This is a genomic window from Micromonospora sp. MGP-C2, assembly GCF_057766525.1.
Genome location: NZ_JBYMEN010000002.1, coordinates 4494706 through 4515874 on the forward strand (window position 1 = coordinate 4494706; position 21169 = coordinate 4515874).

The window sequence follows — 21169 nt, forward strand, 5'->3', positions numbered from 1 at the left end:
GGTGTCGCTGGGGGATGCTGTCGGGGTGGCAGAGCCGGAGCTGGTGGATGTGGTCGTGGTCGGGCTCGGGGTCGGCGGCGAGGAGGTGGCCGAGCGGCTCGCCGAGGCCGGCCTGAGCGTCGTCGGCATCGAACGGGATCTGGTCGGCGGGGAGTGCCCCTACTGGGGCTGCATCCCGAGCAAGATGATGATCAGGGCGGCCAACGCCCTGGCCGAGGCGCGCCGGGTCGACGGGCTGGCCGGGACGGCGCAGGTCCAACCGGACTGGGCGCCGGTGGCCAAGCGCATCCGCGAGGAGGCCACCGACACCTGGGACGACACGGTTGCCGCCGACCGGTTCACGGGCCTGGGCGGCCGGCTCGTCCGAGGAAGTGGCCGCCTCGACGGCCCTGGCCGGGTCCGAGTCGGTGACCAGGTGTTCCAGGCTCGGCACGGGGTCGTGCTGGGCACCGGGACCCGGCCGTCGGTGCCACCGATCGACGGCCTGGCCGACACTCCGTACTGGACCAACCACCAGGCGATCGAGGTCGAGGAGTTGCCGGAGTCGCTGCTGGTGCTCGGCGGCGGCGCTATCGGTCTGGAACTGGCACAGGTCTTCGCCCGCTTCGGGGTCCGGGTCACGGTGGTGGAGGCGCTCGACCGGGTGCTGGCCGTCGAGGAACCGGAGGCGTCCGAGGTCGCCGCCGCGGCGCTGCGCGCCGACGGCATGGAGATCCACACCGGGGTACGCGCCGAGCGGGTCGAGCACGACGGCACCCGGTTCACACTGCGCGGCAGCGGCGGTTCGGCGTTCACCGCCGACCGTCTGCTGGTGGTGACCGGGCGCAAGGCCCACCTGACCGAGCTGGGGTTGGACACGATCGGCCTGGACGCCAGCCAGCGTTACCTGCCGGTCGACGACCGGTTGCACGTCACCGACCAGGTCTGGGCGGTCGGCGACATCACCGGCGAGGGCGCCTTCACGCACATCGCCATGTACCAGGCCGGGATCGTGATCGCCGACATCCTGGCCCGTGCCCGGCAGGCGAGTGCGGGAGCGGACGCCAGCGGGACCTCCAGCGTGGTCGGCGGTGCGATGGGCGCGTCCAGCTCGCTGGCCGCCAGCGGGTCGAGTGGGTCGGCCGGCACCGTCCCGCGAGCCGACTACCGCGCACTGCCCCGGGTGACCTTCACCGATCCCGAGGTCGGAGCGGTCGGGCTCACCGAGCAGCAGGCCCGCGAGCGTGGCATCAACGTGCAGGTCGGTTTCACCAAGCTGGGCAGCTCGACCCGGGGCTGGATCCACCGGCTCGGCGACGACGGCTTCATCAAGCTCGTCGCGGACGCCGACCAGGGCGTGCTGATCGGCGCGACCTCGGTCGGCCCGGCCGGCGGCGAGGTGCTCTCCGCGCTGGTCGTGGCGGTGCACGCGGCCGTGCCACTGAGCCAGCTCCGGCACATGATCTACGCGTACCCGACCTTCCACCGGGCCATCGAGTCGGCGTTGCACGACCTGTCCTGACGCCCGCCCCGGTGGTAGATGTCGGAAGAATCCGGCAGCAAGCCAGCAAATGACGGGCACTTTTCTGTTCATTTCTTTCATCCTGGTGACGTACGATTGCGACCGTGACCAAGCGGTTGACTGAAGTTGCCAAGAAGGCGGGCGTCAGCGAGGCCACCGTCAGCCGGGTGCTCAACGGCCGCGACGGGGTTTCCGAGACGACCCGCACCGCCGTGCTGACCGCGCTGGACGTGCTCGGTTACGAGCGGCCGACCAAACTGCGCGGCGAGCGCGCCCGGTTGGTCGGGCTGGTGCTGCCCGAGTTGCAGAACCCGATCTTCCCGGCGCTGGCCGAGGTCGTCACCGGGACTCTCGCGCAGCGCGGCTACACCCCCGCCCTCTGTGCCCGCACCATCGGCGGTGTCTCCGAGATGGACTACGTGGAGATGCTGCTCGACCACCAGGTCTCCGGCGTGATCTTCGCGGGTGGTTCGTACGCGCTCGCCGACGCCAAACACGACCACTACCGTCGGCTGACCGATCGGGGTCTTCCGGTCGTGCTGGTCAACGCAGGCGTGGCCGAGCTGGGCTTCCCCCGGGTCTCCACTGACGACGCCGTGGCGGTGGAGCAGGCGTACGGGCACCTGCGCTCGCTCGGGCACGAACGGATCGGGATGGTGCTCGGCCCGGAGGGGCATGTGCCGTCCCGGCGCAAACTGGACGCGATGATCCGGGCCGCGGGCTGGGACGAGGGTGACGCCGAGTGCGTCGAGCGTTCCAGCTTTTCCATGGAGGGCGCGCGGGTCGCCGCGACGAAGCTGGTCGAGCGAGGCGTGACCGGCATCATCTGCGCCAGCGACGTGCTCGCGTTGGGCACGATCCGTGCGGCCCGGCGGCTGGGTCGCTCGGTGCCTGGCGACGTGTCGGTGGTGGGCTACGACGACTCCGCGTTCATGACCTGCACCGACCCGCCGTTGACCACGGTCCGGCAGCCGATCGAGACGATGGGGCAGGCCGCGGTGGATCTGCTGGTCACCCAGATCGAAGGTGCCGGCGTCCTGCACGACGAGTTGCTGTTCGAGCCCGAGCTGGTGGTGCGGGGTTCCACCGCTCCCGCCCCGGGTCGCTAGGCACCACACCAGACGACGCTCCGGCCGTCGACCGCTCCATGCGGTCGGCGGCCGTTTTCGTCGTTGCCCGTCGGGAGCGGCATCGATCTCGCCGAATGACCCGCCATAAGGGACCAAAAGCCTGCATATCTGGCTGCTTTCAAGCGCTTGCCAACATCTGCCGTAATCACGTCGTGTCCTTTCGGAACAGGGTCGATACCTTGCCGAAATGAGTCCCCCTCGCTACAGTGACTCCACTCACACCTGGCTCCGCCGCAGCTACTGGGCGTCAGGTCGCATCACCGCAGATCAGCGAAGGTCATTGGAGACACCCGTTCCCGAAGGGATGGACAGATGTCCGTACCGCAATACCGAAAGGCTGCGGCGGTTGCGCTCGTGGCCGGCCTGGGGCTCAGCCTCACGGCATGCTCCACGAAGAGTGACGACAAGGACGCGACAGCGGGCGGCAAGGTCACCATCACTGTCGACTGCCAGCCGGTCGGCGCGCAGAAAGAGCTGCTGAAGAACTGGAACGACGACGTCGCCGAGTTCCAGAAGCAGAACCCGGACATCGTCATCAAGAGCGTCAGCGTCGGTGAGCAGTGCAACAACCCGCCGGACTTCACCGCCCGCCTCGCCGGCGGCACCGTCACTGACGTGTTCTACGGATACATGACCGATCTCCAGCAGGTGCTCGACTCCGGTCAGGCCATGGACATCACCTCCCAGGTCAGCAAGGACACGATCCCCACCTGGGACAGCGTCGACCCGGCACTCAAGGGCGTCTTCACCGACGGCGGCAAGCTCTACGCCGTTCCGGTGAAGAACTACTCGATGGGTCTGGTCTACAACAAGGTCCTGTTCCAGCAGGCCGGGCTCGACGTCAACAACCCGCCGAAGACCTGGGCCGACGTCCGGGCCGCCGCCAAGAAGATCTCCGCACTCGGCAACGGCATCGCGGGCTACTCGGAGTACAGCGCCGGCAACACCGGCGGCTGGCACTTCACCTCCCTGCTCTACTCACAGGGCGGCCAGGTGCTGACCCCGGACGGCAAGAAGGCCGACTTCAACAACGCCATGGGTAAGCAGGTCCTGCAGAACATCAAGGACATGCGGTACGGCGACAACAGCATGGGTGCCCGTCAGCTGCTCCAGTGGGGCGACCTGCTGACCAACGCCGGCGCGGGCAAGGTCGGCATGTTCATCGGGGCGCCGGACGCCACCCAGGCGATCGTCAGCCAGTTCCAGGGCAAGTTCCAGGACTGGGCGATGGCCCCGCTGCCCGGCCAGGACGGCGCAGCGAAGGGGACGCTCGGTGGTGGCGAAGGCTACTTCTTCAAGAAGGACCTCACCCCCGAGCAGGTCAAGGCCGGCCTGAAGTGGATCGCGTACCAGAAGCTCACCCCGGGCAAGGGTCAGTTCGACTATGTCCGGGCCAAGCCGCAGAACTACCCGGTGGGTCTGCCCCAGCCGCTGCTCTTCGCCAACGGCAGCGACGCGCAGAAGCAGGAGCTCGAGCTGCGCAAGGCGAACGCGAACGTCGACACCGCCAACTTCGCTCTCTTCGAGGCGACCCCGGTGCCGATCAAGGGTGAGCCGCGCAACGCACAGGCGATCTACGCGGTGCTCGACGCCGCGATGTCCGGTGTGCTGACCAACCCGAACTCGAACATCGACGCCCTGCTCAAGACCGCCGAGGAGAAGGTCAACCAGCTCCTCACCGCGGAGAGCTGACCTGAGCGTGTGGGGGCCGGTACGCCGACCCGGCCCCCACACCACCCGCGCCGCATCGTCGACGTCACCGACTCACCCAGGAGTTGCCTTGGCGATCACCACCGTCCCGGAGACCCCCAGGAAACCGGGCCGCCCGCCGTCGCCGTACTCGGCGAGGCCGCAGCGTACGAGCCTCGGCCGAAAGGTACGGGACAACCTCACCGGGCACGCGTTCCTGATCGGCGCGGTGCTCTGCTTCGTCGTCTTCTCCTGGTACCCGATGGTCCGCGGCATCGTCATGAGCTTCCAGCGGACCCGGCGCGGCGAGACCACCTGGGTGGGTTGGGACAACTACTCCCGCATCATCGCCGACCCCAGCTTCTGGACGGCCTGGCAGAACACCTTCTACTTCACGGTGCTCGCGCTCGTCCTCGGGTACGCGGTGCCGTTCTTCGTGGCGATCCTGCTCAACGAGTTCCGGCACGCCAAGGGCTACCTGCGGATCCTGGTCTACCTGCCGGTGATGCTGCCGCCGGCCTCGGCGCTGTTCCTCTTCAAGTTCTACGCGTACGACCCCAGCGAGGCCGGGCTCTTCAACGCGATCCTCAAGGCGTTGCACCTGCCCACCTCGCAGTGGATGCAGTCGCCCGAGATGACGATGCCGGCGATGGTGGTCGCGTCGACCTGGATGAACATGGGCGGCGCCGTGCTGATCTACCTGGCGTCGTTGCAGAACATCCCCGGGGAGTTGTACGAGGCGGCGGAGCTCGACGGCGCCGGGATCTGGCGCCGGATCCGGCACGTGACGATCCCGCAGACCCGGCTGATCCTCGCGCTCCTGGCGATGTTGCAGATCGTCGCCACGATGCAGCTCTTCATCGAGCCCCTGATCCTCGCCAACGGCGCGGGCGCGGAGGACTCGGCGACCTCGGTGGCGTACCTCATCTACCAGCACGGGTTCTTCCAGAACGACCTCAACGGCGCCGCCGCCCTGGGCGTGATCATGCTCGTGGTGCTGGCCGGCTTCTCCGCCGTGTACGTGCGGCTGACTGCGAAACAGGACTAGGACGGCGAGGAATGGCACAGGATTCCGGAACCCGGACCCTCATCTCCCACTCCCAGCTGAGCCGGGGGCGCGGCAAGGTCATCTACTGGACGCTGCTGATCGTCGTCGTGGCGGGGTTCACGCTCGTCTTCCTCGGGCCGCTCTACTGGATGGTCACCGGCGCGCTCAAGTCCGGCCAGGAGATCGCGCAGACCCCACCCTCGCTGTTCCCGAAGGATCCCCAGCCGCAGAACTACATCGACGCGTGGAACAACCTGGCCCTCGCCAAGCTGCTGTTCAACACGTTCTACTACGCCATCGGCGCGGTGCTGTTCCAACTGGTCTTCGACAGCGCGGCAGCGTACTCGCTGTCCAAGCTTCGACCGATCTTCGGCAACACGATCCTCGCCCTGATGCTGGGAACTCTGATGATCCCGGCGATGGTCCTCATCGTCCCGCAGTACGTGACAGTGCTGGACCTGCCGATCCTGCACATCAACCTGCTGGACTCGCCGTTCGCGATCTGGCTGCCGATGGTCGCCAACGCGTTCAACATCTTCCTGCTGAAGCGGTTCTTCGACTCGATTCCCGAGGAGCTGATGGCGGCGGCCCTCATGGACGGGGCGTCGTCCCTGCGTACCCTCTGGTCGATCATCCTGCCGCTGTCGCGCCCCATCCTCGGCGTCGTGTCGATCTTCGCGGTGACGGCGGTGTGGAAGGACTTCCTCTGGCCGAAGCTGGTCATGCCCTCGCCCGAGACCCGGACGGTCAGCGTCGGCATCTACACCTTCGCCGGCGGCACACCGATGAACGTGGTGATCGCCGCGTCGGTCATCGCCGCGATCCCGACTGTCATCATCTTCCTGATCTTCCAACGGAACATCATGTCCGGTCTGACCACGGGCAGCATCAAGGGATAGCCACCAGCGCATCCTCCCGCGCGGCGAACAACGCCCGTTCGCCCGACACATATCTAGGTCCGGCGAACACGCCGACGTACTGACGCAGAAAGCAGGTGCTCGTGTCCACAGCTGACAGAAGTCCGTGGTGGCGTGGAGCCGTGATCTACCAGGTGTATCCCCGGAGCTTCGCCGACGGTAACGGCGACGGCATCGGTGACATCGCCGGCATCCGGTCCCGGCTGAACCACCTGTCCGCGCTCGGCGTCGACGCGATCTGGTTCAGTCCCTGGTATCCCTCGCCGATGGCCGACGCCGGCTACGACGTGTCCGACTACCGCGACATCGACCCGGTCTTCGGCAGCCTGGCCGAGGCGGAGGCGCTGATCGCCGAGGCACACGCGCTGGGCATCCGGACCATCGTCGACGTGGTGCCCAACCACTGCTCCGACGCGCACCCCTGGTTCCAGGCGGCGCTCGCCGGCGGGCCCGGCGCGCCCGAGCGGGACCTGTTCTGGTTCCGGCCGGGCCGGGGCCCGAACGGCGACCAGCGGCCCACCGACTGGATCGGCGAGTTCGGCGGCGAGACCTGGACCCGCACCACCAACCCGGACGGCACCCCCGGTGACTGGTACCTGCACCTGTTCGCCCCGCAGCAGCCGGACTTCAACTGGGACCACCCCCGGGTACGCGCGGAATTCGAGGACATCCTGCGGTTCTGGTTCGACCGGGGCGTGGACGGCATCCGGATCGACTCGGCCGGGCTCCTGGTCAAGGACGGGGAGCTGCCCGAGGTCCGGCCGGACCACGCGCACCCCTTCCACGACCTCGACGGGGTGCACGACATCTACCGGGGCTGGCGGCGGGTCGCCGACTCCTACCCCGGCGAGCGGGCCCTGATCGGTGAGGTGTGGCTGCCGGACCGGCAGCGGTTCGCCAACTACCTGCGCCCGGACGAGCTGCACGCCGCGTTCAACTTCGACTTCCTCGGCTGCGCCTGGGACGCGTCGGCGCTGCGGGAGAGCATCGACGGGACGCTGAACGCGCACGCGCCGGTCGGCGCGCCGGCCACCTGGGTGCTCTCGAACCACGATGTCACCCGACACGTCACCCGCTACGGTCGGGCGGACACCCGGTTCAGCTTCGCCGCCAAGCGCGAGGGCACCCCCACCGACCTTGAGCTGGGCACCCGCCGGGCCCGCGCCGCCGCGCTGCTGTCGCTGTCGCTGCCCGGCGCCGCCTACGTCTACCAGGGCGAGGAACTGGGCCTCTACGAGGTCGAGGACATCCCGTACGCGTTGCGTCAGGACCCGATGTGGGAACGGTCCGGCCGGGTCGACCCGGGTCGGGACGGCTGCCGCGTACCGCTGCCGTGGGCCGGTGACGAGCCGCCCTTCGAGTTCAGCCCCGCCGGTGCCGCAGCGCCCTGGCTGCCCCAGCCTGCCGACTGGAAGGACCGGACGGCCAGTGCGCAGACCGGCGACTCCGCTTCGATGCTGGAGCTGTACCGGGCGGCGATCCGGGCTCGAAAGGCCGACCCGGCGCTCGGTGACGGTGAGCTGACCTGGCTGCCCGCCCCGGACGGGGTGCTCGCCTTCAGCCGTGGCGGTGGCTTCACCTGCCTCGTCAACCTGTCCGACACGCCGGTTCCGATGCCGGCCCAGGGGCGGTTGCTGCTGGCCAGCGGGCCACTCGATGACGGGTTGCTGCCGTCCGACACCGCCGTGTGGCTGCGTACCACCGAATCCACCGACGGGCCGCGCGGGGCGGACGGCCCGGCCTGACCTGACTCTGCTCGCCGTGGTGCCGGCGGCCCGTCCCGGCCGCCGGCACCACACCACCAAAGGAAAGGAGAAACGAGGGGGAGACGCGCCACGCCGCACCGACACGGGGGGATCTGGCCTGCCTGACGAAAGGGAGAGCGCAGCTCATGGCCAACCACACCACCGGCACCCCGCACCACCGACACCCGACCCGGGCAGGGCTGGCCGCCATTGCCGCCACCCTGCTCGCCGCCACAACGGTGACCGCTCTCGCGGTCACCGGCACCGCAACGCCGGCCTCGGCAGCCGGACTGTCCCCCTTCGACATCCCCAATCGAGGCGCCACCGTCCCGTTCATCGAGCAGGAGGCGGAGGAGGCCGCCCACAACGGCTCGAAGATCGGCCCGGACCGGCGCTACGGCACGCTGCCGTCCGAGGCGTCCGGCCGGGAGGCGGTCACCCTCGACGCCGTCGGCGAGTACGTCGAGTTCACCCTCACCGCGCCGGCCAACGCGGTCACCTTCCGGTACAGCCTGCCCGACAGCCCGTCCGGCACCGGCCGGGACGCCGCCATCGACCTGCGGGCCAACGGGTCGCTGCTGAAGTCGGTCCCGGTGACGTCGAGGTACGGCTGGTACTACGGCGGATACCCGTTCAACAACAACCCGGGTGACACCAACCCGCACCACTTCTACGACGAGACCCGGGCGATGTTCGGCAGCACCCAGCCGGCCGGCACGAAGATCCGCTTCCAGGTCTCCTCGACCGCCCAGTCGCCCACGTTCACCATCGACCTGGCCGACTTCGAGCTGGTCGCCTCCGCGATCACGAAGCCCGCCGGTGTGCTCGACGTGGTCACCGACTTCGGCGCCGACCCGAGCGGCGCGACCGACTCGACCGCCAAGTTCCAGGCGGCGGTCGACGCCGGCAAGGCCCAGGGCAGGGCCGTCTGGATCCCGACCGGGACCTTCACCCTCTGGGATCACGTGGTGGTCGACGGGGTGACACTGCGCGGCGCCGGGCCCTGGTATTCGGTGCTCGGTGGCCGGCACCCCACCGACCGGAACAGGTCTGTCGGCATCTACGGCAAGTACGTGCCCGGTGGCGGCTACACCGGGCCGGTCCGCGCGCACGAAGCGAACGGGCCGAGCCGCAACGTCACGCTGCGGGACTTCGCCATCATCGGCGACATCCGCGAGCGGATCGACGACGACCAGGTCAACGCCCTGGGCGGGGCGATGACCAACTCGGTGGTCGACAACCTCTGGCTGGAGAACACCAAGGTCGGGGCGTGGATGGACGGCCCGATGGACAACTTCACCATCCGCAACAGCCGGATCCTGGACCAGACCGCGGACGGCGTGAACTTCCACACCGGCGTGACCAACTCGACGGTGACCAACACGTTCGTCCGCAACACCGGCGACGACGCGTTGGCCATGTGGGCGCAGAGCGTGCCGAACGTCAACAACTCCTTCACCCACAACACCATCGGTGTGACCCTGCTGGCGAACCACCTGGTCAGCTACGGCGGTCGGGACATCAAGATCACCGACAACGTGACGGCCGACTCGCTGACCAACGGCGGCGGCATCCACGTGGCCAACCGCTACCCGGGTGTGCAGGGCGACACCGCGGTCCGGGGCATCTGGACGATCGCCCGGAACACGTTGATCCGTAACGGCAACTCGGACTACAACTGGAACTTCGGTGTCGGGGCGATCTGGTTCTCCGCACTCAACGAGGCGTTCCAGCAGGCCACCATCAACATCACCGACACCGACATCCTGGACAGCTCGTACGCCGCGCTGCACTGGATCGAGGGCCAGACCAGCGGCATCAACCTGAGCAACGTGCGGATCGACGGCGCCGGCACGTACGCGCTCCAGGTGCAGGCACCCAGTCAGGTGTCGTTCACGAACGTGCGTGCCACCAACATCGCGCAGAGCAACCCGATGCACAACTGCGTGGGCGGTGGCTTCCAGATCACCCAGGGCAGCGGCAACTCCGGCTGGTACACGCCCACCCCGTACTGCGGCCCGTGGCCGAACCCGCAGTGGGGCGGTGGACCCACCACCCCGCCCCCGACGACCCCGCCCCCGACGACCCCGCCCCCGACGACCCCGCCCCCGACCACCCCGCCCCCGACCACCCCGCCTCCCACCAGTGGAAACCTCGCCCTGAACCGCCCGGCGACCGCGACCAGCACCAACCAGAGCTACACGGCTGGCAACGTGGTGGACGGCAACGCGGCCAGCTACTGGGAGAGCGCCAACAACGCGTTCCCCCAGTCGGTCACCGTCGACCTGGGCTCGGCCCGGCCCGTCGACCGGGTGGCGCTCAAGCTGCCCGCCGGCTGGGAACGCCGTACCCAGACGGTGTCGGTCCTCGGCTCCACCGACGGAACGTCGTACGCCACGCTGGCGTCGTCCGCCGGTCGGGTCTTCGACCCGGGCGCCGGCAACGCCGTGTCGATCGGGCTGCCCTCCGGCGACCGCCGCTACATCCGGGTCACCGTCACCGGCAACACCGGCTGGCCGGCCGCGCAACTCAGCGAGGTCGAGGTGTACGGCGGCACCCCCACCACGCCGCCGCCCACCACACCGCCCCCGACCACGCCACCCCCGACCACCCCGCCGCCCAGCGGCAACCTGGCGGCCGGGCGGCCGGTGACCGAGACCAGCCACTCCGACGTGTACGCCGCCGCCAACACTGTGGACGGCAACCCGAACACCTACTGGGAGAGCGCCAACAACGCCTTCCCGCAGTCGCTGACAGTGGACCTGGGCGCCAACCGGACGGTGTCCCGGGTCGTGCTCAAGCTCCCACCGTCATCGGCCTGGCAGACGCGCACCCAGTCACTGGCGGTGCTCGGCTCCACCAACGGCTCGACGTTCGCCACAGTGAAGGCGTCCTCCGGCTACACCTTCAACCCGGGCAGTGGCAACACGGTCACCGTGACCTTCACGGCGACCAGCCAGCGGTACCTGCGGCTGACCGTCACCGGCAACACCGGTTGGCCAGCAGGTCAGCTCAGCGAGTTCGAGGTCTATTCCAGCTAGGCCAGGTGCCCCCGCCCGCCCAGGTGGAGGCACCCCGGTCCGGGCGGTCCGGCGCAACGCAGCGCCGGCCACCCACCCGTCCCCCAACCCGCACCGTCCCCCACCTGTCGCGGAACGACGGGCGTACCCCTGCACCCGTCGCCGGGCAACGCACCCACACCCACCCCCGAAAGAGGTGTAGCGACCCCATGTTGAGAAACGGCACCAGACGAGGCACGCCGCCGACCGGCGCGCCCACTCCCGTCCCCGGCACCACCCGCTCCGGCCGTCGTCGGCTGCTCTCCAGCGTGCTCGCCGGGATGCTCCTCGTCACCGCACCGGTCGTCACCCCCGCGGCGGCCAGCGCGGCACCAGTTTCCGACCCGGTCGCGGCCGCCGCCCGCGTCGCCATGCTCGCCGGGCTCTCCGCCACCATGACCGCCAGCAGCTACAACCAGAACTACGTGGCGAGCAACGCCAACGACGGCAACGCGTCGACCTACTGGGAGAGCGCCAACAACGCGTTCCCGCAGTGGATCCAGGCCGACCTGGGCGCCACGGTCAGCGTGGACCGGGTGGTGCTCAAGCTGCCGCCCGCGTCGGACTGGCAGACCCGCACCCAGACGCTGTCGGTGCTCGGCTCCACCAACGGCTCGTCCTTCACCACACTGAAGGCGTCCGCCGGCTACACCTTCAACCCGGCCAGCGGCAACACCGCGACGGTCAGCTTCACCGCCGCCAGCACCCGCTACGTACGGGTGCAGGTCACCGGCAACACCGGATGGCCGGCCGCCCAGCTCTCCGAGGTCGAGGTCTACGGCGCTGCCGGCAACACCGACACCCAGGCGCCGAGCGTCCCCGGCAACCTGGCGTACACCCAGCCGGCCAGTGGCCAGATCCGGCTCGCCTGGTCGGCGTCCACCGACAACGTCGGGGTGACCGGGTACGACGTCTACGCCAACGGCGCGTTGCGCGGCAGCGTCAACGGCTCGACGCTCACGTACACCGACAGCCAGTCGGCCAGCACCACGGTCTCGTACTACGTGCGGGCCAAGGACGCGGCTGGCAACCAGTCGGCGAACAGCAACACCGTGACCCGGACCGGCACCGGCAACCCGCCGACCGGTTCCAACCTGGCGATCGGCAAGCCGATCACCGCCTCCGGGTACGTGCACACCTTCGTGGCCACCAACGCCAACGACAACAACGTGGCCACCTACTGGGAGGGCAACGGCAACCCGAGCACGCTGACCGTGCAGCTCGGCGCGAACGCCAGCCTCAGCCAGGTCGTGGTGAAGCTCAACCCGGACTCGGCGTGGGGTGCGCGTACGCAGAACATCACAGTGCTCGGCCGGGACCAGGGCTCGTCGAGCTTCACCACCCTGGTCGGCGCGGCGAACTACACCTTCAACCCGGGCAGCGGCAACACGGTGGCCATCCCGGTCTCCGGCGCGGCGGCCGACGTACGGCTCTCGATCGCCTCGAACACCGGCGCCCCGGCCGGGCAGGTGGCCGAGTTCCAGGTCTTCGGCACCCCCGCGCCGAACCCGGACCTGACCGTGACAGGCATGTCGTTCAGCCCGTCCGCACCCGTGGAGACCAGCACCATCACGCTCTCCGCGACAGTGCGGAACGCGGGTTCGGCGGCCTCCGGTGCGACGAACGTCAACTTCTACCTGGGTGCCACCCGGGTCGGCACCGCGTCGGTCGGCGGCCTGGCGGCCGGCGCCTCGACCACGGTCAGCGCCAGCATCGGCACCCGTGACTCCGGCAGCTACCCGCTCAGCGCGAAGGTGGACGAGTCGAACACCGTCGTCGAGTCCGACGACACCAACAACAGCTACTCCAACCCCAGCCCGCTGGTGGTCAGCCCGGTCGCCACGTCGGACCTGGTCGCCTCGTCGGTGGCCTGGTCGCCGGGCAACCCGTCGGCCGGCAACACGGTCACCTTCTCAGTGTCGGTGCGCAACGCCGGCAGTGTGGCGTCCGCGTCCGGCGCGCACGGCATCACGCTCACCGTGCTCAACGAGTCCGGCACCGTGGTCCGTACCCTGACCGGCTCGTACTCCGGCGTGATCAACGCCGGTGCCACGGTCGGCCCGATCAACCTGGGCACCTGGACCGCCGCGAACGGTAAGTACACCGTCCGGGTGGTGCTCGCCGCCGACGGCAACGAGCTGCCGGTCAAGCAGGCCAACAACACCAGTGACCGCCCGCTCTTCGTCGGTCGCGGCGCCAACATGCCGTACGACATGTACGAGGCCGAGGACGGCGCGGTCGGCGGCGGCGCCAGCGTCGTCGGGCCGAACCGGGAGGTCGGAGACCTGGCCGGCGAGGCGTCCGGTCGGCGGGCGGTGACCCTCAACTCGACCGGCAGCTACGTCGAGTTCACCACCCGGGCCAGCACCAACACGCTGGTCACCCGCTTCTCCATCCCGGACGCCCCGGGCGGCGGGGGGATCAACTCCACGCTGAACGTCTACGTCAACGGCACGTTCCACAAGGCCATCGACCTCACGTCCCGGTACGCCTGGCTCTACGGCAACGAGACCAGCCCGGGCAACTCGCCGAGCGCGGGCGGGCCGCGGCACATCTACGACGAAGCCAACGTCATGCTCAACTCCACCGTCCCGGCCGGCAGCAAGATCCGTCTCCAGAAGGACCCGGCCAACACCACCACGTACGCCATCGACTTCATCAACACGGAGCAGGTGGCGCCGATCGCCAACCCGGACCCGGCGCGCTACACCACGCCGACCGGCTTCACCCACCAGGACGTGCAGAACGCCCTGGACCGGGTGCGGATGGACACCACCGGCAACCTGATCGGGGTGTACCTGCCGGCCGGCAACTACTCCACCTCGTCGAAGTTCCAGGTGTACGGCAAGGCGGTGCAGGTGACCGGCGCCGGCCCCTGGTACACCCGGTTCAACGCTCCGTCGGGCCAGGACAACACCGACATCGGCTTCCGGGCCGAGAACTCGGCGGCGAACTCGTCCTTCAAGAACTTCGCCTACTTCGGCAACTACACCTCGCGGATCGACGGTCCGGGCAAGGTGTTCGACTTCTCCAACGTGTCGAACATCGTGATCGACAACATCTGGAACGAGCACATGGTGTGCCTCTACTGGGGCGCGAACACCGACTTCATGACGATCAAGAACTCCCGGATCCGCAACATGTTCGCCGACGGCATCAACATGACCAACGGCAGCACCAACAACCTGGTCAGCAACAACGACGCCCGGGCCACCGGCGACGACAGCTTCGCGCTGTTCTCGGCGATCGACGCGGGCGGCGCCGACATGAAGGACAACATCTACGAGAACCTGACGTCGACCCTGACCTGGCGTGCCGCCGGTGTGGCCGTCTACGGCGGCTACGGCAACACGTTCCGCAACATCTACATCGCGGACACCCTGGTCTACTCGGGCATCACCATCAGCTCGCTCGACTTCGGCTACCCGATGAACGGCTTCGGCGCGAGCCCGCCAACCCGGTTCGAGAACATCTCGATCGTGCGGGCCGGTGGGCACTTCTGGGGCTCGCAGACCTTCCCGGCGATCTGGGTCTTCTCCGCCTCGAAGGTGTTCCAGGGCATCCGGGTCAGCGACGTCGACATCGTCGATCCGACCTACAGCGGCATCATGTTCCAGACCAACTACGTCGGCGGGCAGCCGCAGAACCCGATCACCGACACGGTCTTCACGAACATCTCGATCAGCGGGGCCCGTAAGAGCGGTGACGCCTACGACGCGAAGTCCGGCTTCGCCATCTGGGCCAACCCGATGCCGGAGGCCGGGCAGGGGCCGGCCGTCGGGTCCGTCACCTTCAACAACCTGCGGCTGAGCAACAACGCGGTGGACATCCAGAACCCCACGTCAACCTTCACCATCAACCGCAACTGATTCAGCTCGCACCGGGTGCCGCCGGGAGGGGTCCCTCTCCCGGCGGCATCGTGCCGTGTCGGCCAGCGCCGGCCGCGAACCGGGCCGCGCCGGCCGCCGCGTCCGTGGCCAGCGAATCCATCCCGTAAGCCAACTCGGTCGCCAGCGCCTCCGGCTCTCCTCGCCCGCTGCCGGCCAGCAGCGCGGCCCGGTCGTTGCGCAGGCACGTCTGCGGGTGCCGGGCGATCGCCGCCGCCAACTCCTCGGCCGCGGCCCGCGCCTGGCCCGGTGGCACCAACCGATTGACCAACCCCATCGCGTACGCCTCATCGGCCGGCACCGGGCGGCCGGTGAGGACCAGGTCCATCGCCCGGCTCTCGCCGATCAACCGGGGCAGCCGGACCGTGCCGCCGTCGATCAGCGGCACGCCCCAGCGGCGGCAGAACACCCCGAGCGTCGCGTCGGACTCGGCGACCCGCAGGTCGCACCAGAGCGCCAACTCCAGGCCGCCCGCCACCGCGTAACCGGAGATCGCCGCGATCACCGGTTTGCTGAGCGCCATCCGGGTCGGGCCCATCGGCCCGTCCCCTTCCGGCTCGACCCGGTTGCCGCTCGGCGTGCCGATCGCCTTGAGATCGGCGCCGGCGCAGAACGTGCCACCGGCGCCCCAGAGCACGGCCACCGCCGCGTCGGGGTCGGCCTCGAAGGCCCGGAAGGCGTCGGCCAGCGCCCGAGCCGTCGGCCCGTCGACGGCGTTGCGAGCCGCCACCCGATCCAGCACGACTGTCGTCACCGGCCCGGCACGCTCCACCCGTACACCCATCGACTCAGCATGCCCGTAGCCTCCCGCACCCACAATCCCCGTCGATCTTGCGGCCGGCGGCCTGGTTCGGCCGAGTGTGGGCGGTTTCCCGGGGCAGCAACCGCAAGATCGCGCTCAGTGACGAATTTGTCGCCCGAGACCGGTTTGCGACCCCCTTCGCCGGGAAGTCGGTACGGGTGCGAGCACTTTTGACGAAAGTTGAGCAGGCATCCAGCCTCGACCGGACGGGTGACCGGTTGCAGCGAGTGGTCCTGAGCACGCTGCGTCCGCGGCGGCTCCGCGACCTGCTGCACGGGGTGACCCTCGGCCATCCGCTGCACCCGGCGATGGTGCAGGTGCCGGTCGGCGCCTGGATCAGCGCCGCGGTGCTGGACCTGATGCCCGGGCAACGCCGGCCCGCCACCGTGCTGGTCGGCCTGGGCACCGTCAGCGCGGTGCCGGCGGCGATCGCCGGGTTGAACGACTGGGCGGCACTCGCCCGTGACCAGCGCCGGGTCGGCCTGGTGCACGCCGCGGCCAACACCGTCGGCTTGACGCTGTACGCCGGGTCACTGGCCGCGCGGCTGTCCGGCCGGCACGGCGTCGGCCGCGCTCTCGGTTTCCTCGGGCTCTCCACCGTCAGCCTGGGGGCTTACATCGGGGGTCACCTCGCGTACAAGCAGGGGGCGCAGGTCAACCAGAGCATCTCCGAGTTGCATCGGATGACCGACGGCTGGCACTCGCTGGCCGACATGGCGACGCTGCCGCAGCGCACCCTGATCACCCGAGAGGTGGACGACGACATCTCGGTGATCCTCTACCGGCACGGTGACGAGGTGACCGTGATGCTGGAGCGCTGCCCGCACCAGAGCGGCCCGCTCGGCGAGGGTGAGGTGCAGGAGATCGACGGCCACGCCTGCGTGGTCTGCCCGTGGCACGGCAGCGCGTTCCGGCTCAACGGCGGCGAGGTCGTGCAGGGGCCGTCCGGCAACGACCAGCAGATCCTGCCCACCCGGATCCAGGACGGCGTGCTCCAGACCCGCCTGCCCTGACCCAGCGGTGCCGCTTTCGACGCTGATGCCTGTGAGTCATCTTGATGACTCACAGGCATCACGCATTCTGGAGACCTGGTCCTCGGCGAGGAACGCTACCGACCAGACCCGCCCCTGCTGGCCGCTGCGGCCAGCCAGCCACGCCCGCCCGTGCGGATCAGGTGCGTCGGTGGCGGCCGACCGCAGGTCCGTCCGGTGCGGCGTCCAAGCCGTGCCCGCCCCCGAACAACCCGCCCTCATCGCCATCGCCGGCCCAACTGTCGTCACCACCCCAGCCCGATGCGCCGGCCCCCGCCCCGCCGCCGGTAGCTGTCGCACCACCGGAGAGAGCCATCCCACCACCGGGGAACGCCGTGCTACCGGGAGGAGCCATCCCACTGCCGGCGGGCCACACCCCGCCGTCGCGAGGTGTCGTCCCATCGCCGGTAGGTGTCATCCCGCCGCCGGTGGACGTCATCCCACCTCCGCGCGGTGTCATCCCGTCGCGTGGTGCGAAGACGTCGCCGCTGGGTGCCGTGCCGTTGGTCCGTGTTGCCGGGGCTTCGATGGCCGCGGCCGCTCGGCTGGCGGCCCATGCGGCACCGCTTCCGACCGCTCCACCGCCAGTCCGCAGGTCCGCGCTGCTGGTCCGGTCTGCGCCGCTGGCCCGGCCCGCTCCGCTGGTCCGGCCCGCGCCGCTGGTCCGGTCTGCGCTGCTGGTTCGGCCCGCGCCACCGCTGCTTCGGGCCGCGCCTCCACGGGGCTTGCGGGAGGACGCGGCCAACCGGGGAGCCGCCCCGGCGGTCGCCGGGCGTCGGCGCAGGCCCAGCACCGCACCGATCTGTGCTCCGACGATGCTCGCCACGGCCAGGACGGCGGAGACCGCCAGCGGTCGATTCACCCGGTCGGCCGTGCCTGCTCGGGCTGCGCCGACGGTCATGGCGGGTGGCTGGCCTGCTGACTGCGTGCCGCTAGGGGGTGCCGGGTCCACCCGCTCCGGTGCGGCACGTTCGGGCGCCGGCCGGGGCGCGGGCGGTTTGGGCGCCGCCGGCCGGCCGACCAGGCGGCCGCTGGCGTGCTGCCGGGCCCCCTGGTCGGCGGCCTCGGTGGGGAGTCGGAGCAGTTGGCCGGGGCGGATCCGGTCGGGGTCGTCGAGCTTGTTCAGCTTGGCGAGCTGTGGGTAGTCGCCGAACTCGTCCAGGTAACGCTCGGCCACCTCACCGAGGTAGTCGCCCCGCGCCACCCGGTACACCGGCGCGGCCCCGTTGTTCGTCGCAGAGCCGCCGAATGCGGCCCGCTCTGTCCCGGCCAAGCCGAGTGGCCCACTGCGGGCCAGTGGAGCCGCCGTGTCGGGTGTCGCAGCCGCGCGGGCCGGAGCGGCCAGGGCACTGGCGCCTTGTGCGCCGGTGTACGCCGGCGCGCCGTAGACCGCGGCGGCGCTGGCGGCGGCCGGGCTGGCGACGAGGATCAGCGCGACCGAGCCGACCAGCGCGGCGGCGGCCTTCTGCTGGCGGCCCATCCCGGGCAACTTCGGCGCCGGTCGGCGCAGGCCCTGTGCCCCCAACTCGACGAGGACGGAGAAGGCGAACGTGGCCCAGCCGAACCAGCCGGCCACAGCCAGGGCGCGCAGGAAGAGTTGGCCGTCGTCCCGGCTGGTCAGCGCGGTGCCCAGCTCGCTGATCGTGGGAAGGTGATCGGGCAGCGGGTTTCCGGCGAAGGCCAGCAGCGCGATCGGCGCGCCGACCAGCAGAGCGCACAGCACGGCCAGGGCGCCGATGCCGGTGAGGATCCGTCCGGTCCGTCGTACGACGGACCCACCCGATACGGGCATGGCTGCCTTCCTTCCTACGGTGTTGCGGTGATGGCTCGCGCGGTCGCCTCGCCGGTGACGGTGACGGTCTTCTCGGGAACGAACAGCCCGAGCATCGTGCGGTGATAGGTGATCGGGACGGTCACCCGGATCAGGGTCTCCCCGCCGACCACGGGGAAGCTCACGGTGTGGCCGGAGACGCCAGCGGCAGCCAGGTACCTGTCGACCGCCACGCGGGCCTCGGACTCCTTGATCCGCTTCGGTCCGCCTTCGATGGCGACGGCCCGGTCGATGGCCTGACCGCCGGTCCGGGCCGCCTCGGCAGCCAGATTCTCGGCAGTCTGCAGGGTGCGTAGCTGCCCGGCGCCGTCGTAGGTGAGGCCGATGATGGCCAGTACGCCGATCATCGTCACCGCGAGGAAGATGCTCACCCGGCCGTGCTCGCCGTGCGAGTCTGCCCTGGCCCGCTGCCCTGACCCGGCCAGGCCTGACTGTCTGTCGGCGTTCATCAGACGCCACCCGCACTCGCGTCCGGCGCGGAACCCACGCCCACCGCCCCGGGCCCGAGAGCCCTGCCGCGGTAACGGTCCAGCGGCGAGGTGAATTTCGACTTGATCTGCTTCCCGGATGTCATGCCGGGCAGGATGTCGAGCGAGATGTCCTTGAAGGACACCTCGCAGATGATCTCGACCGTCACGGTGGCGTTCTGACCGACCGCGCTTCTGAAGGCGACGTCGAAGGTGGTGGTCTCGCCGCCCACCGTGGCGCTGAACGTGGGTGCCAGCTCGTTGGTGCAGGCCAGGTCGTACCAGTCCAGCTGCTGCCGGGCGGCTTCGAGCGCGGCGGTCTCGGCGGTGCTCGAGCTTCGCGAGATCGAGGCGGCGCGCGCGGCGTCGTGCGCGGCGGCATCGATGGCCTCCGCAGCCAGCGCGGTGCGCCCGACCACGCCGGCCAGCACCATCAGCGCGATGAAGGCGGGCGCGAGCACCGCCACCTCGATGGAGACCGAGCCACGCTCGGCGGCGCGGTTCATGGTGTGGTCACCCTCTCCACCGTCCCGTGGGCGGTCTGCTGCACGGCGAAGTCCACGCCCGGCACCACCGACAGGGATCGGCCACGCACCGTGCAGGTCACCTCGGTGTCGTCGTTGAGGACGACGCAGTTCGGGCCGGTCTTGTCCCAACCCACCAGCCAGCCGCCGGCGGCCTTCAGGAAGCGGGTGGCGCTGTCCACCCCGGCGCCGTCCCTGGCCTGGTACGTCCGCTGGGCGTTGACGCCGCTCTGCGCGGCGTTCAACGCTGTGGAGCGGGCGAGGAAGACGGCCGCGATCTGGATCGAGGCGAAGAGCAGCACCAGGATCAGCGGCATCATCACGGCCAGCTCCACCGGGTTGGCACCTCGCTCCCGGTCGCCGGCCGCGAGGTGGCGCCGGACGGCGGTGACCGCCCGGCGCCATCTGAGGTGCGCGGCTCGGCTCACAGCAGTTACTTGACCGGGTCTTTGTGCGTCGGGATGTTGGTCATCCAGTCGTCGGCCTTGCTCAGGGCCAGGCCGGTGACGGTGATGGCGACGAAGACCAGCCCGAAGATGATCACCGCGGTGGGCACCGGGCTGTCGCCGCGCTCGCCGTCGCGGCGCAGCTCGGCCAGGCGCGTCGTCATCACCACGTGCAGGTAGCTGAGGATGGACATGGCGTGCTCCTTCAGGGGGTGGGGTCAGATACGGGCGATGAACGGATAGACGACGAAACCGAGCAGCACGAAGACGAGCAGTGCGCCCGGAATGTCGAGTCGGCTGGTGATCCCCTCGGCGCGAGCAAGGTTGTCGGTGCGGATCTGGTCGCGCAGCGAGTCGGCCCGGCTGCGCAGGGTCTCGTGCACCTGTGCGCCCTCGCTGCCGGAGGAGCGCATGATCGCGCCGACGTCCCCCAGCTCCGGAATGCCGATCTTGTCGGCGAGGTCGCGCAGCTCGTCCCAGGGGGCGTGCATCTGCATCTGGGCGATCCGCAGCGACTCCTGGAGTCGATCGAAGACCCAGCCGTCGCAGACCGCCGCCGCGCGCTCCAGCGACTGCACCGGGCCGTGAGCGGCGGAGAGCTGCAACGCCACCAGATCGAGGTACGTGCAGACCGCCTGGCGGAACTCGTCCCGGGCGGCGTCGGCCTTGGTCACCACGGCGCGGTGCGCCAGCAGCGCGCCCAGCAGCGCCAGGCCGAGACTGCCGAGCACCGGTATGACGAACGGGAACGAGACGCCGAACACCAGCAGTGCCACCCCGAGCAGGGTCGGCGTGGCCAGCCCGATCAGCGCGGAGAGCAGCACCGACAGGGCGTACTGCTCGGGGGTCTGCCCGATCAGGGCGAGCTGCCGATGCGGTGGACGCAGCCAACGGGACAACCCGGTCAGCGAGTCCAGCCGGCGGGAGGCAGGAGTGGCGACCAGCCCGCTGCCCGGCGGCTGGTGCAGTCGACGCAGCGCCGGCCCCAGCGCCGGGGTCGCCGGCACCAACTCCCGGACCACCAGGAACACGCCCAGCCCCACCCCGGCGCCACCACAAACCGCGATGGCCAACTGCCAGTTCACGATCACG

15 protein-coding genes and 1 pseudogene are annotated in these 21169 nt (G+C 70.0%); 9 read left to right on the forward strand and 7 right to left on the reverse strand.

Translation table 11 applies throughout. The annotated features are described in order from the left end of the window. Positions 1–25 precede the first annotated feature (25 nt). The 8 genes from AC3CF1_RS20630 to AC3CF1_RS20665 all read left to right on the forward strand — a co-directional run bounded on the left by AC3CF1_RS20630 (position 26) and on the right by AC3CF1_RS20665 (position 14958). Entirely contained in the window at positions 26–1501 is a 1476-nt protein-coding gene (locus tag AC3CF1_RS20630; protein ID WP_354982097.1) for a dihydrolipoyl dehydrogenase family protein, read from the forward strand. 104 nt (positions 1502–1605) lie between these two features. Beyond that, on the forward strand, positions 1606–2610 hold the full coding sequence (locus AC3CF1_RS20635; protein WP_488451065.1) for a LacI family DNA-binding transcriptional regulator: 1005 nt from the start codon (positions 1606–1608) through the stop codon (positions 2608–2610). A 333-nt stretch (positions 2611–2943) separates the two neighbouring features. Continuing rightward, the gene (locus AC3CF1_RS20640; protein WP_088950970.1) at positions 2944–4323 is read left to right on the forward strand and encodes an ABC transporter substrate-binding protein; all 1380 of its coding nucleotides are present in this window, start codon (positions 2944–2946) and stop codon (positions 4321–4323) included. Between the two features lie 88 nt (positions 4324–4411). Continuing rightward, a complete protein-coding gene (locus AC3CF1_RS20645) occupies positions 4412–5368 on the forward strand; it encodes a carbohydrate ABC transporter permease (protein ID WP_088950971.1) in 957 nt (318 codons plus the stop codon). Positions 5369–5379: 11 nt separating this feature from the next. Next, a complete protein-coding gene (locus AC3CF1_RS20650) occupies positions 5380–6267 on the forward strand; it encodes a carbohydrate ABC transporter permease (protein ID WP_088950972.1) in 888 nt (295 codons plus the stop codon). Between the two features lie 140 nt (positions 6268–6407). Beyond that, a complete protein-coding gene (locus tag AC3CF1_RS20655; RefSeq protein WP_488451067.1) occupies positions 6408–8030 on the forward strand; it encodes a glycoside hydrolase family 13 protein in 1623 nt (540 codons plus the stop codon). A gap of 146 nt (positions 8031–8176) precedes the next feature. After that, positions 8177–11071: a galactose-binding domain-containing protein gene (locus AC3CF1_RS20660; protein ID WP_488451068.1), complete on the forward strand. Its 2895-nt coding sequence runs from the start codon at positions 8177–8179 to the stop codon at positions 11069–11071. A gap of 188 nt (positions 11072–11259) precedes the next feature. Further along, complete coding sequence (locus AC3CF1_RS20665) at positions 11260–14958, forward strand: discoidin domain-containing protein (protein WP_488451069.1); 3699 nt, start codon at positions 11260–11262, stop codon at positions 14956–14958. Between the two features lies 1 nt (position 14959). Here AC3CF1_RS20665 and AC3CF1_RS20670 read toward each other — a convergent pair whose 3' ends face one another. After that, positions 14960–15760: a crotonase/enoyl-CoA hydratase family protein gene (locus tag AC3CF1_RS20670; RefSeq protein ID WP_488451070.1), complete on the reverse strand. Its 801-nt coding sequence runs from the start codon at positions 15758–15760 to the stop codon at positions 14960–14962. Between the two features lie 176 nt (positions 15761–15936). Here AC3CF1_RS20670 and AC3CF1_RS20675 point away from each other — a divergent pair, with 176 nt between their 5' ends. Next, complete coding sequence (locus AC3CF1_RS20675; protein ID WP_099856886.1) at positions 15937–16791, forward strand: Rieske (2Fe-2S) protein; 855 nt, start codon at positions 15937–15939, stop codon at positions 16789–16791. 718 nt (positions 16792–17509) lie between these two features. On the opposite strand, the pseudogene AC3CF1_RS20680 reads toward AC3CF1_RS20675, so the two are convergent. From AC3CF1_RS20680 to AC3CF1_RS20705, 6 genes and pseudogenes are all read right to left on the reverse strand, one after another. After that, positions 17510–18601: pseudogene (locus tag AC3CF1_RS20680) on the reverse strand (LysM peptidoglycan-binding domain-containing protein); the annotation flags it as partial. A 14-nt stretch (positions 18602–18615) separates the two neighbouring features. Next, a complete protein-coding gene (locus AC3CF1_RS20685) occupies positions 18616–18987 on the reverse strand; it encodes a hypothetical protein (RefSeq protein ID WP_328376535.1) in 372 nt (123 codons plus the stop codon). Positions 18988–19088: 101 nt separating this feature from the next. Next, positions 19089–19613, reverse strand: a complete 525-nt coding sequence (locus AC3CF1_RS20690) for a TadE/TadG family type IV pilus assembly protein (RefSeq protein WP_488451071.1) — start codon at positions 19611–19613, stop codon at positions 19089–19091. After that, positions 19610–20059, reverse strand: a complete 450-nt coding sequence (locus tag AC3CF1_RS20695; protein ID WP_488451072.1) for a TadE/TadG family type IV pilus assembly protein — start codon at positions 20057–20059, stop codon at positions 19610–19612. Before AC3CF1_RS20695 ends, AC3CF1_RS20690 begins: the two co-directional genes overlap by 4 nt. Positions 20060–20064: 5 nt before the next feature. Beyond that, on the reverse strand, positions 20065–20271 hold the full coding sequence (locus AC3CF1_RS20700) for a hypothetical protein (RefSeq protein ID WP_328368360.1): 207 nt from the start codon (positions 20269–20271) through the stop codon (positions 20065–20067). 24 nt (positions 20272–20295) lie between these two features. Then, positions 20296–21165, reverse strand: coding sequence for a type II secretion system F family protein (locus tag AC3CF1_RS20705; protein WP_354982223.1), 870 nt, complete (start codon positions 21163–21165; stop codon positions 20296–20298). Positions 21166–21169 lie beyond the last annotated feature (4 nt).

What these genes read in the sequence shown, in the direction of transcription:
- AC3CF1_RS20640 (WP_088950970.1), top strand. Translation starts at nt 2,944, where the DNA reads ATGTCCGTACCGCAATACCGAAAGGCTGCGGCGGTTGCGCTCGTGGCC.
- AC3CF1_RS20670 (WP_488451070.1), bottom strand. Translation starts at nt 15,760, where the DNA reads ATGGGTGTACGGGTGGAGCGTGCCGGGCCGGTGACGACAGTCGTGCTG.
- AC3CF1_RS20650 (WP_088950972.1), top strand. Translation starts at nt 5,380, where the DNA reads ATGGCACAGGATTCCGGAACCCGGACCCTCATCTCCCACTCCCAGCTG.
- AC3CF1_RS20700 (WP_328368360.1), bottom strand. Translation starts at nt 20,271, where the DNA reads ATGTCCATCCTCAGCTACCTGCACGTGGTGATGACGACGCGCCTGGCC.
- AC3CF1_RS20685 (WP_328376535.1), bottom strand. Translation starts at nt 18,987, where the DNA reads ATGATCGGCGTACTGGCCATCATCGGCCTCACCTACGACGGCGCCGGG.
- AC3CF1_RS20660 (WP_488451068.1), top strand. Translation starts at nt 8,177, where the DNA reads ATGGCCAACCACACCACCGGCACCCCGCACCACCGACACCCGACCCGG.
- AC3CF1_RS20690 (WP_488451071.1), bottom strand. Translation starts at nt 19,613, where the DNA reads ATGAACCGCGCCGCCGAGCGTGGCTCGGTCTCCATCGAGGTGGCGGTG.
- AC3CF1_RS20665 (WP_488451069.1), top strand. Translation starts at nt 11,260, where the DNA reads ATGTTGAGAAACGGCACCAGACGAGGCACGCCGCCGACCGGCGCGCCC.